Source organism: Halomonas sp. YLB-10, assembly GCF_003856855.1.
GTDB lineage: Bacteria > Pseudomonadota > Gammaproteobacteria > Pseudomonadales > Halomonadaceae > Halomonas > Halomonas litopenaei.
On the sequence record NZ_RRCU01000004.1, the window covers coordinates 202594 to 213546 of the forward strand.

Below are 10953 nucleotides of genomic sequence, written 5' to 3' on the forward strand. Positions count from 1 at the left end.
ACCGAAGATGCAAGGATCTCGCAATTCCTCTGCCGTGGCGATGCAGTCGCTCGCAAAAAACCGTACCATGACGGCCCGCCGACAAGGAACGAGTCCATGCTTGATCGATTGCCCTTTCTGATCGGGTTGCGTTATGTGCGAGCCAAGCGACGCAACCACTTCATTTCGTTCATCTCGCTGACCTCCATGCTGGGTCTTACCCTGGGCGTGGCGGTGCTGATCCTGGTGCTCTCGGTGATGAACGGCTTCGACCGGGAGCTGCGCCAGCGGGTGCTGGGCATGGTGCCCCACACCCAGATCGAACAGGCCGGTGGGATGACCGACTGGCAGCCCCTGGCCGAGCGCCTGACCCAGCGCGAACATGTCATCGGGGCGGCGCCCTATATCCAGCAGCAGGGCATGTTCTCGGTGGCCGGGCGCAATCAGGGCGCCATGGTCAACGGCATCGAGCCCGAGTGGGAGAGCCGGGTGTCGATCGTCGACGAGAACATGTCGCGTGGCTCGCTGGACGACCTCAAGGCAGGGGAGTGGCACATCGTGCTCGGCTCCATCCTCGCCAACAACCTCAACGTCGACGTGGGGGACAGCGTGACCCTGCTGGTGCCGGAGGCCTCGATCACCCCGGCAGGCGTCTTCCCCAGGCTCAAGCGCTTCACCGTTAGCGGCATCTTCAGTGTCGGTGCCGACCTGGACGCCAACCTGGCCTACGCCAACATCGAGGACATGCAGACCCTGGCGCGCATGGGGGACAGCATTGGCGGGTTGCGTCTGGAGCTCGACGATCTGTTCCTGGCCGGTCAGGAGACCCAGGCCATCGTCAATGAGCTGGGCGGTGGCTATCGCGGCTACGACTGGACCTTCACCCGGGGCAACCTGTTCCAGGCGATCCAGATGGAAAAGCGCATGATCGGCCTGCTGCTGACCGTGATCATCGCCGTGGCTGCCTTCAATATCGTCTCGACCCTGGTGATGGTGGTGACCGACAAGCACGCCGACATCGCCATCCTGCGGACCATCGGTGCCACCCCGGGTTCGATCATGGGCATCTTCATGGTCCAGGGTATCGCCATCGGGGTGATCGGTATCGTCATCGGGGTCGCGCTGGGTATTCTGCTGGCGCTGACGGTGTCCGATATCATTGCCTTCGTCGAGTCGACCTTGGGTATCCACTTCCTCGACGCGGGGGTCTACTTCATCAGTGACCTGCCGTCCCAGCTGATCTGGAGCGATGTCTATCAGATCGTGGGGGCCGCCTTCGTGCTGACTTTCCTGTCCACCCTGTATCCGGCCTGGCGCGCGGCGCGGGTCCAGCCTGCCGAGGTGCTGCGCTATGAATGATTCGGTAATCGCCAAGCCTGGTGTCGAGGCATCGACCCCCGCCGGCAACGATCTGATGCTCGAGTGCCGCGAGTTGTCCAGGGTCTACGATGAAGGTCCCGCCGACCTGGTGGTGCTCGACCAGCTCGAGCTCAAGGTGCACGCCGGCGAGCGAGTCGCGGTGGTCGGCAGTTCCGGCTCCGGCAAGACCACCCTGCTCAACCTGCTCGGTGGCCTCGACAGCCCCAGCGCCGGCGAAGTACGGGTGGCCGACACCGTGTTGCACAAGATGGGCGACGCCGAGATCGGGCGCTTCCGCAATCGCCACATCGGCTTCGTCTACCAGTTCCACCACCTGCTGGCGGAGTTCTCGGCGCTGGAGAACGTGGCGCTGCCGTTGATCATTCGCGGTAGCCGCAAGCGTGACGCCGAGGACAAGGCGCGTGCTCTGCTGGACAAGGTAGGGCTGGGCCCCAGGGCCGAACACAAGCCCGGCGAGCTGTCCGGCGGTGAGCGCCAGCGTGCGGCGATCGCCAGGGCCTTGGTCACCGATCCCAGCCTGATGCTGATGGACGAGCCCACCGGCAACCTCGACAAGCACACCGCCGCCAGCATCCTGGCGCTGATGGATGAGCTTGCCGCCAGCGCTCGCTGCGCCTTCGTCATCGTCACCCATGACCCGGCCCTGGCCGCCCATCAGGACCGCGTGCTGAGACTCGACAACGGCAAGCTGCACGCCGAGTAGGTCTTTCGCAGCGTCCAGAAGAAGCCAGAAGAAGGCCCCGATGCAATCGCATCGGGGCCTTCTTTCGTAGGGGATTGCTTGTCCGGGCTTTCTCGGCAGACCAGCGGGAACGGCGCCGGGCCGAGCAGGGCCTTTTGCGCAGGCTGAGTCAGGGCGGCTGGGGCAGTGTGGCTGGGTCGATGCGGTTGAGTCAGTGTGGTTGGTTCAGTGCGGCTGGGTCCTGCGGCGTCGCCGGCGCGCGCGTGCCTTCCAGCTGCGTGCCACCTGCCAGCGCCACAGCAGGCGTATCACCAGGTTGGCCAGGCCGCCGACGGCGATCGCCGCCACAAGCGAGCCGATCAGCAGGGACGGCAGGATGTCCAGCAACTGGGACTGCAGCCAGTCGGTGGTCAGCCGATGGGGCGCCTCCAGCGCCGGGCGTTGCATCAGCCAGGCGCCGAGACAGTAGTTGGCGTAGAAGATGATCGGCATCGTCAGCGGGTTGGTGATCCACACCAGAGCCACCGACAGCGGCAGATTGCAGCGTCCGACACGGGCGCCGAGGGCGGCGACGACCATCTGACACGGGATCGGCAGCAGCGCGCTGAACAGGCCAACGCTGAAGGCGTTGGCCACGCTGCGGCGCGTCAGCACCCACAGGGCGGGGTCGGCGATCAGGTGCGCCATGAAGCGTAGCGAGCGCTGCCGGCGCAGGGCGTCCGGCGAGGGCAGATAGCGCTTGAGTAGTCGACGCGGCATGGCGAATCAGCTCGAGGCTGCGGATGCGTGGCTATTATCCATACAAGCCGCCGCCCTTGCCATGACGTCGGCCAACGATGGGCATGCGTGACGCCGTCGACAGGCTGTCGGGCTTCGGGGCCCCAAGCCTCCAGGGCTCCAGAGAGAGGGCGATGGAATCTGACGAAAACTCGCAACGATCGATGCGTCGGCCGTCAGGCCGCCTCTGGCAAGGCACCTGTTCTCTCTCGCTGGCATGGGCGCTGGCCCTGGGCAGCGTCCTTGGAGGCGCCGGTCTGACGCTGCCCGAGGCCGCCCTCGGCCTGAATCTGCTGACAGCGGCGGCACTGGTATCACTGGCCTTGCGCCGGACGGCGGCGCTGCTGGTGTGTCTGGCCGGGCTGTGGGTGCTTGGCTGTCTGTTGCAGCAGCAGGCGGCCCGCTTGCCCTCGGGGCTTGCCGGGGTGCCGCTGACGGTCGAGGGGCGGGTGTTGGCAAGTCGCCAGAGCGATGGCCTGCAGCGTCTGACCATGAGGGTCGAGAGCTGCCGTCCGCTGGAAGCCGGACTGCCTGACTGCTCGGGACTCGAGCGGATACGGGTCAGTCGCTATAGCCCCATGGACGGCGAGGTCGGGGCCGCGTCGGCAACAGCGCACACGATGATGGCCGTCGGTGAGCGCTGGCGGTTCGATGTACGACTGCGCCCACCTGGTGGCCTCGCGAATCCCGGGCGCTTCGACTATCGCCGCTGGCTGTGGCGTGAAGGGATTCACGCCACCGGATCGGTCCTCGCACAACCGCCGCCGCAACGCTTGGCCGCCGCCCCCCAGGACCCACGCCGGGCGTTGCTGCGACAGCTCGATGGCCAGCCGCTGCATGAGACGACGCAGCGCTGGCTGGCGGCCTTGACCCTGGGCCGTGGCGAGCGGCTCGAGGCCGATGACTGGGCGCTGCTCAACGCCACCGGGACGACCCATCTGGCGGTGGTGTCCGGGCTGCACGTGGGCCTGGTGGCGGCGCTGGCGCTGACCCTGTCGCGACTGGTGGCGCGGTTGATTCAGCCGGGGCGCTGGCGGCTTTTGCGTTGGCCGTGGCTGGCCGCCGCAACGGCCACCACCGGCTTTGTCTGGCTGGTCGGCGCCGAACCGCCGGCGCTGCGGGCACTGGTGATGGTCCTTATCGCCCTTTGGGTGGCCGGGGGGCGGCATTCTCCTTCGCCGTGGCAGGGCTGGGCACTGGCCTGGGCGGTGGTCGTGCTGTGGGATCCTTTGGCGCTGTGGCGCCCCGGGCTTTGGCTGTCCTTCGGTGCTGTAGCCCTGCTGATCCTGATGTGGCAGGGCAGGCAGGTGCCGTCCGGGCTCAAGGGTGCCTTGGCGGCGCTATTGCGTACCCAGCTGTTGCTGGCGCTACCCATGGCGGGTCTGGTGCTGCTGGCGATGGGTCAAGTGGCGCCGTTGGCCCCCTTGGCCAATCTGCTGGCGGTGCCCCTGGTGACGCTGGTGCTGGTGCCGCTGGGGATGCTGGGCTGGGTGCTGTCGACGGTGTCGTCTGAGGCGGCGATGGCGAGCTGGTGGCTGTTCGAAGCGGGCCTTGAGGTGATGCTGGCGTCGTTGCGGATGTTCGCCGAACTGTCACCCGGTCAGTCACTGCGAGAAGGAGGGCGCTGGACGCTCGGCATTCTGCTGCTGGGCCTGGGCGCGCTGCTGTTGCTGCCTGGCCTGGGTGCCGGGCTGCGATCAGCAAGCCTCCTGGCACTTGTTGCGGCCATGGCGATGATGCCGGCCTTCGGTGGCAGGCCTGGACCGGGCGAGGTACGGCTGATGGTCTGGGACGTGGGGCAGGGGCTGATGGTGGAGCTGATCACCGCCCGTCATCGACTGCTGTACGACAGCGGTCCTCGCTTTCGCTCCGGCTTTACGCCGCTGGCGTCCATCTGGGCATCTCCGCAAGCCTTTGACGAGGTGGTGATCAGCCACGCCGACCAGGACCACGCAGGAGGACTCGCCAGCCTGGTGCGTGATCATCGGGTGGCTCATTGGTGGTACCCCGAGGGCGAGACGCTGGCGCTGTCGGCGCACACGCCGCGACACCCTTGTCATGCCGGGGAGGGGTGGCGCTGGGACGGTGTCGACTTCACCTTTCTGTGGCCGCCTGCCTCGGCCGGCAGCGCAACGGCAAGCGACGTTGCCGGGCATGGCAGCAATGATCGCTCCTGCGTGCTGCTGGTGAGTACCGCCGGTGGCAGCGTGTTGCTTACCGGCGATGCGGGAAAACGCGTCGAGCGCTTCCTGATCCCGCGCTTGCCGCTGGCGCCTGCGGTTCTGGTGGTGGGGCATCATGGCAGCGCGGACAGCACCGGCGAGGCCCTGGTGACGGCCAGGCCGCCCCGCCTGGCGGTGATTTCCCGCGGTGCCTACAATGGCTTCGGTCATCCTGCCGACCAGGTGGTGCGTCGCCTGCGACGCGTCGGCAGTTGCCTGATGGACACCGCTGTGGATGGGCGAGTGAACATCCTCCTGTCGCAGGTCGGGATAGCGGCGGCGCAGGGTATCCATCCCCGTCTGACCGGTGGCGGTGTCGAAGGCCCCTGCCATGGGGTAGAATCGCGGCACTGAATCTCACTGCCCTGTGTGTCGGCCGGCCAGGAGCGACGCCGCGTCCGCTGTCGGCGGCAGACGGCCGTGCGGGTCCTGGTGATCGCCACCTGGACCATCCGCGGCGGCCAGACAGGACCGATTCCCTCGCAACTGGAGCCAACGTGATCGAATACTCCGGCTGGACGCTCTACAAGCGTCTTCTTGGTTACGTCAAACCCTTCTGGAAGTCCTTTCTCGTCGCCGTGGTCGGCTACGCCATCTACGCGGCGTCCAGTACCGCCCTGGCCGAGATGATGAAGCGCCTGATCGATGGCATCCAGAATCCCGACGCCGCCTTTCGTCTGTTTCTGCCGCTGTTCGTCGTCGGCATGTTCGGCGCCAGGGGTGTCGGCACCTTTCTCGGCACCTACTTCATGAGCAACGTTGCACGCAACATGGTGCACGCGCTGCGCTGTGACGTCTTCAACCATATGCTGCGCCTGCCGGGGCGCTTCTTTGACAATCATTCTTCCGGCCACCTGATCTCGCGGGTGACCTACCATGTGGAGCAGGTGACCGGCGCAGGCACCAAGGCGATCACGGTAATCCTCCAGGAGGGCCTGTTTGTACTCGGCCTGCTGGGCTATCTGCTGTGGACCAACTGGATGCTGACGCTCTTGTTCATGGCCGTGACGCCGCTGATTGGTGGCGTGGTGAGCTACGCCAGCAAGCGCTTTCGGCGCATTTCCAAGCGCATCCAGCGCTCCATGGGGGACGTCACCCACGTCGCCTCCGAGGCCTTGACCGGCTACCGCGTGGTGCGTACCCACGGCGCCGAGAAATACGAGATGGGGCGCTTCCACGACGCCAGTGAAGTCAACCGTCGCCAGAGCCTGAAGGAGGCCCTGACCAAGGCCACCAGCACCCCGGTCATCCAGATGCTGGTGGCACTGTCGCTGGCGCTGCTGGTGTGGCTTGCCATGTCACCGGCGCTGATGGACAACATGACGCCGGGTGAATTCGTGGCCTTCATCACCGCCGCCTCGCTGATGGCCAAGCCGATTCGCTCGCTCAGCGAGATCAACGGCACCATCCAGAAGGGTATCGCTGCCTCCAGTGAACTGTTCGGGCTGCTCGACGAGCCTGAGGAACGCGATACCGGAACCCTGATGCCCGAGCGCCTGCAGGGGCGGATACAGCTCGAACAGGTGCGCTTCGCCTACGGAGACGATCAGCCCGAGGTGCTCAAGGGCATCGACCTGGACGTGCGCAAGGGCGAGATGGTGGCCATCGTCGGCCGCTCGGGCAGCGGCAAGTCGACCCTGGTCAGCCTGTTGCCGCGCTTCTACCGACCGACGGGCGGGCGTATCCTGATCGATGGCACCCCCATCGAGGAGTACCAGCTGACGGCGTTGCGACAGCAGATTGCGCTGGTGTCCCAGCAGGTCACCCTGTTCAACGCCACCATCGCCGAGAACATCGCCTACGGGGTCCCCGATGCCGATCCTGCTGACATCGAGGCAGCGGCCCGCGCCGCCCACGCCCATGAGTTCATCGAGCGCATGCCCGGCGGCTACCAGGCGCTGGTCGGAGATAACGGCGTGATGCTCTCCGGTGGTCAGCGTCAGCGCATGGCGATCGCTCGGGCGATCTTCAAGGATGCTCCCATCCTGATCCTCGACGAGGCGACCTCGGCGCTGGACACCGAGTCCGAGCGCCATATCCAGGCGGCCCTGGAAGAGGTCTGCAAGGACCGCACCACCCTGGTCATCGCCCACCGCCTGTCGACCATCGAACGGGCCGACCGCATCCTGGTCATGGAGCAGGGCGAGATCATCGAGCAGGGCTCCCACGCCGAGCTGCTGGAACGCGATGGCGGTGCCTACGCCGCGTTGCACCAGCTGCAATTCCAGGAGGCGTAGATGGGGCTTGGGCAGCGCTGGCTCGAGGCGGCCTATCGTGGGGCTCCCTGGCTTGCCGTCCTGCGGCCGCTGGAGGCGCTCTATCGCCGCGAGGTACGCCGGCGAGCCGACGCCTTTGCGCGTGGCGACAAGCCGGTGTGGCGCGCTTCGGTACCCGTCATCGTGGTCGGCAACCTGACTCTCGGCGGCACCGGCAAGTCGCCGCTGGTCGCCTGGATGGGGCGGCACCTGGCCGAACACGGCTTTCGCCCCGGGATTCTGTCACGGGGCTACGGTGGCAAGGCCGATGGCTACCCGCTGCACCTTGCCGCCGATACACCAGTAGCGGCCAGCGGCGATGAGCCGCGAATGCTGGCCGATCAGACCGGGCTGCCGGTGGTGGTCGATCCGGACCGCCCGCGTGGGGCCCAGTGCCTGATCGACGCCGGTTGTGACGTCATCGTCACCGACGACGGTCTTCAGCACCATGCCCTGGGGCGTGATCTCGAGGTGGTGGTGGTGGACGCCAAGCGAGGATTCGGCAACGGGCGCTGCCTGCCGGCAGGGCCGCTGCGCGAACCGCTGGAGCGGCTGGAGCGCATCGACGCGCTGATCGTCAACGGCGAATCGTCGAGCGCGCTTGCCGCCGACGGCTTCACCATGCAACTGGAGCCCGCCTGCTGGCGCAGGGTCGGTGACGACGAGCGGCGTCCACTGACGCCGCTGCCTTTCGCCACGCCGGTCACCGCGGTGGCAGGGATCGGTCATCCGGAGCGTTTCTTTACCACCCTGTCGGAGCTGGGAGTCGCCCATCGACCGGCCCCCTTTTCCGACCATCACCGGTTCAGCCCGGCCAACCTGACGACCAGCGACCAGCGACCTGTGGTGATGACCGCCAAGGATGCGGTCAAGTGTCGAAGCTTTGTTCCCGACGATTGCTGGGCCCTGGATGTCGAGGCTAGACCCGAGGCGTCCTTCGTGGCCTGGTTCGATCGGCGAGTGTCCGCCTGGCGAGGCACCGACGATGCGCAGGTCGCTCATGATACCGGGATCGCGCAGCGGCAGAGTGACTGAGCACTGCCGCCGAAGGCTCAAATTCAACAGGAGAAACGATGATGGACAAGGAACTACTGGCGATGCTGGTGTGCCCCCAGTGCCAGGGCAAGCTGCGCTACGACCGCGATGCCGGCGAGCTGTGCTGCCAGTTCGATGGCCTGGCCTATCCGATCCGTGACGGCATCCCGGTGATGCTGGTCGAGGAGGCGCGGGTCATGGAGGTCGACGAGACCCTCAAGACCAACCCCGGGCGGGGCACCTCCAGCACGGACGAGACGTGAAGGAGCGCTAGCCGATGCAGGATTTTATCGTTGTCATACCGGCGCGTTACGGCTCGAGTCGTCTGCCCGGAAAGCCGCTGGCAGATATCGCCGGCCGACCCATGGTCGCCCGGGTCTGGGATCAGGCCCGGCGCTCCTCGGCGAGCCGAGTGGTGATCGCCACCGACGATGCGCGCATCGAAAGCGTGATGCTCGAGCTGGGCGCCGAGGTAGTGATGACCCGCGAGGACCATACCACCGGGACCGATCGGCTGGCGGAGGTGGTCGAGCGCCTGGCGCTGCCGGACGAGGCGGTGCTGGTCAACGTCCAGGGGGACGAACCGCTGTTGCCGCCCGAACTGATCGATCAGGTGGCGGGGCGCCTGATGCGCGACGAGGGCGCCTCGGTCGCGACCCTGGCCGAGTCCATTGGCGACGTCGATACCTTGTTCAACCCCAATGTGGTCAAGGTAACCCGGGCCGCATCGGGCAGGGCGCTGAGCTTTTCTCGCGCCCCGATGCCCTGGGACCGGGAGGGCTTTCGTGAGCCTCCGACGCTGCTCACCACCGACGCTTGGCTACGCCATATTGGCCTCTATGCCTATCGAGCGAGCTTTCTGCGGGCCTTCAGCCAGTGGCTGCCGGCTCCCATCGAACAGCTCGAACAGCTCGAGCAGTTGCGTGCGCTGCACTATGGGCACGCCATCCAGGTGGCGCTGGCCGAGCAGACGCCCGGGGCGGGGGTGGACACCGCCGAGGATCTTGAGCGGGTTCGCGCCCATTTCGGCGGCCAGCAGACGTCGCCGGACCAGTGAAGGCCAACGATCAGGAGACAAGCATGCGGGTACTGTTCGTATGTCTGGGCAATATCTGCCGCTCGCCCACCGCCGAGGGGGTAGTGAGGCAGCGACTCGAGGAGCACGGTCTGGCGGACCGGGTGGTGCTGGATTCCTGCGGCACCGGGCCCTGGCACGTAGGTGAGCCACCGGATGCCCGCGCCCAGCAGGCCGCGCGCAAACGGGGTATCGACCTGTCGGCCCTGCGCGGTCGCCAGCTCGAGGCCGCCGATTTCGAAACATGTGACTACCTGCTGGCGATGGACGCCGACAACTTGAGCGTGCTCGAGCGCCAGGCGCCGGCGAATTGCCAGGCCCATATCGGCCTCTTGATGGAGTTCGCCGGGGAGCCCGGCGTTGCGGTGCCGGACCCCTACTACGAGGGCGGTTTCGATGGCGTCTACGCGATGATCGAGCGTGCCGCCGATGGCCTGGTGGCCACCTTGTCGCAGCGTCTGGGGGCGTCCTCTTGAGGCCCGTCATAGGCCTCGATCAGGACTTGACCCGAGCCAATACCCTGGGGCTGCCCTGTGTCGCCGAAGAGGTCGTCGACGTCTTCAGTCGTGATCAGCTCGCCTCCCTGATCAGGCAGGTCGGAGACCGCCGATTGACCCTGCTCTCCGGCGGCAGCAATCTGATTCTGCCCGACTATCTGCCGGGGATGACGCTGCGACCGCGGCTCGATTACTGGTGGGTCGAGCGGCGCGGACAGGATGCGCTGGTGCATGTCGGTGCCGGGGTCAACTGGCATCGACTGGTCATGGCGCTGGCGTCGAAGGGGTGGTGGGGCATCGAGAATCTGGCGCTGATACCCGGGCACTGTGGTGCGGCACCGGTACAGAACATCGGTGCCTATGGGGTCGAACTGGCCGATGTGCTTGAGTCGGTGACCCTGGTCCATCGCGACAGTGGTGCGGTAGAAAGCTTGCCGGCTGGTGCCTGTGGCTTCGGCTATCGGGAGAGCCGCTTCAAGGGGGAGTGGGACGGCAAGGTCATCATCACCGACCTCACCTTGAGGGTCAGCCGTCACGGCGCGCCGAAGCTTGGCTACGGCGATCTGGCGTCCCGGGTGGGGGAGAACCCCGGCCCTCTGGCGGTGGCCGAGGCGGTCTGCCAGGTGCGCCGCGAGAAGCTGCCCGACCCAGAGCAGCTCGGCAATGCCGGCAGCTTCTTCAAGAATCCTGTGGTCGAGGCAGCGCGTGCCGGGGCGCTGCGTGAGAGCTATCCGGGTATGCCGGCCTATGAACTGGAAGACGGACGGGTCAAGCTGGCGGCGGGGTGGCTGATCGATCAGTGCGGCCTCAAGGGCTGGCGACAGGGTCACTTTGGCGTCCATGATCGTCAGGCGCTGGTGCTGGTGCACCACGGTGGCGGCAATGCCACGGAATTGCTGGCGTTCGCCGACCAGGTGTCCGCGCGGGTCGCCGAACGCTTCGGTGTGACGCTCGAACGAGAGCCGCGTCTGGCCTGACCAGCTTCTGGCCTGATTAGTAGCACCTGACTTGGCCAGCACCTGACTTGGCCGGCGCCGAAGGCGCTGTGTGA

Annotated in this window: 10 protein-coding genes; 9 read left to right on the forward strand and 1 reads right to left on the reverse strand. The window is 66.6% G+C overall.

Annotation, left to right across the window (positions count from 1 at the left end; genetic code table 11):
* Window positions 1-96 precede the first annotated feature (96 nt).
* Both EBB56_RS10870 and EBB56_RS10875 read left to right on the forward strand, forming a co-directional pair.
* Window positions 97-1338, forward strand: a complete 1242-nt coding sequence (locus tag EBB56_RS10870) for a lipoprotein-releasing ABC transporter permease subunit (RefSeq protein ID WP_045993392.1) — start codon at window positions 97-99, stop codon at window positions 1336-1338.
* On the forward strand, window positions 1331-2062 hold the full coding sequence (locus EBB56_RS10875; RefSeq protein WP_045993393.1) for an ABC transporter ATP-binding protein: 732 nt from the start codon (window positions 1331-1333) through the stop codon (window positions 2060-2062). The genes EBB56_RS10870 and EBB56_RS10875 overlap by 8 nt, the downstream gene beginning before the upstream one ends.
* Before the next feature lie 204 nt (window positions 2063-2266).
* Here EBB56_RS10875 and EBB56_RS10880 read toward each other — a convergent pair whose 3' ends face one another.
* Window positions 2267-2800, reverse strand: a complete 534-nt coding sequence (locus EBB56_RS10880) for a DUF2062 domain-containing protein (protein WP_045993394.1) — start codon at window positions 2798-2800, stop codon at window positions 2267-2269.
* 152 nt (window positions 2801-2952) lie between these two features.
* On the opposite strand from EBB56_RS10880, the gene EBB56_RS10885 reads away from it, so the two are divergent.
* The 7 genes from EBB56_RS10885 (at window position 2953) to murB (ending at window position 10879) form a co-directional block, all read left to right on the forward strand.
* The gene (locus EBB56_RS10885) at window positions 2953-5394 is read left to right on the forward strand and encodes a DNA internalization-related competence protein ComEC/Rec2 (protein WP_240184121.1); all 2442 of its coding nucleotides are present in this window, start codon (window positions 2953-2955) and stop codon (window positions 5392-5394) included.
* 146 nt (window positions 5395-5540) lie between these two features.
* Window positions 5541-7277 carry a lipid A export permease/ATP-binding protein MsbA gene (gene msbA / locus EBB56_RS10890; protein ID WP_045993428.1) on the forward strand — a complete coding sequence of 579 codons (1737 nt, stop codon included), beginning with the start codon at window positions 5541-5543 and terminating at the stop codon, window positions 7275-7277.
* On the forward strand, window positions 7278-8330 hold the full coding sequence (gene lpxK / locus EBB56_RS10895) for a tetraacyldisaccharide 4'-kinase (protein ID WP_124804363.1): 1053 nt from the start codon (window positions 7278-7280) through the stop codon (window positions 8328-8330).
* Between the two features lie 41 nt (window positions 8331-8371).
* Window positions 8372-8593 carry a Trm112 family protein gene (locus tag EBB56_RS10900; protein ID WP_108132807.1) on the forward strand — a complete coding sequence of 74 codons (222 nt, stop codon included), beginning with the start codon at window positions 8372-8374 and terminating at the stop codon, window positions 8591-8593.
* A 14-nt stretch (window positions 8594-8607) separates the two neighbouring features.
* Window positions 8608-9387: a 3-deoxy-manno-octulosonate cytidylyltransferase gene (gene kdsB / locus EBB56_RS10905; protein WP_108132673.1), complete on the forward strand. Its 780-nt coding sequence runs from the start codon at window positions 8608-8610 to the stop codon at window positions 9385-9387.
* Window positions 9388-9410: 23 nt separating this feature from the next.
* Window positions 9411-9881, forward strand: a complete 471-nt coding sequence (locus EBB56_RS10910; protein ID WP_124804364.1) for a low molecular weight protein-tyrosine-phosphatase — start codon at window positions 9411-9413, stop codon at window positions 9879-9881.
* Between the two features lie 26 nt (window positions 9882-9907).
* Window positions 9908-10879, forward strand: coding sequence for a UDP-N-acetylmuramate dehydrogenase (gene murB, locus EBB56_RS10915; protein WP_240184122.1), 972 nt, complete (start codon window positions 9908-9910; stop codon window positions 10877-10879).
* Window positions 10880-10953: the final 74 nt, after the last annotated feature.